General features: G+C 59.6%; 1 pseudogene. It reads right to left on the bottom strand.

Features of this window, described 5'->3' with window-relative positions:
* Nucleotides 1–324 (bottom strand): annotated as a pseudogene (locus P0G09_RS16760) (adenine phosphoribosyltransferase); the annotation flags it as partial.

Raw genomic sequence — 324 nt, forward strand, 5'->3', positions numbered from 1 at the left:
AGCACACGCTTGCCGCTCATCTTGTCCAGCTCCTTGCGGTCGAAGACCAGCTTCTGCTTTCCTGCGGTGGAGATGGACTGATCCTCCACCACGACAGGGTCGGCCATATAGAGCTTTTCGCCCTTGCGTGCGCAGATGTAGGGCTTGCCGCTCTGGCGGCTCATCTCGTGTGCCAGAGGGATGCCCTTGGCCTCAGCGGTCAGCAGAATATCAACCTCGGGGCACTTTTTCAGCAGCTCGGTGGCAGCAGCCACGGTCAGCTCTGCATCGCCCAGCATGATGAAGGCCGCAATGTCCATGTGGTCGTTCACCTTGCAGATGGTC

The organism is Faecalibacterium sp. DFI.5.82 (assembly GCF_029076575.1).
GTDB classification, from domain to species: Bacteria; Bacillota; Clostridia; order Oscillospirales; family Ruminococcaceae; genus Faecalibacterium; species Faecalibacterium duncaniae.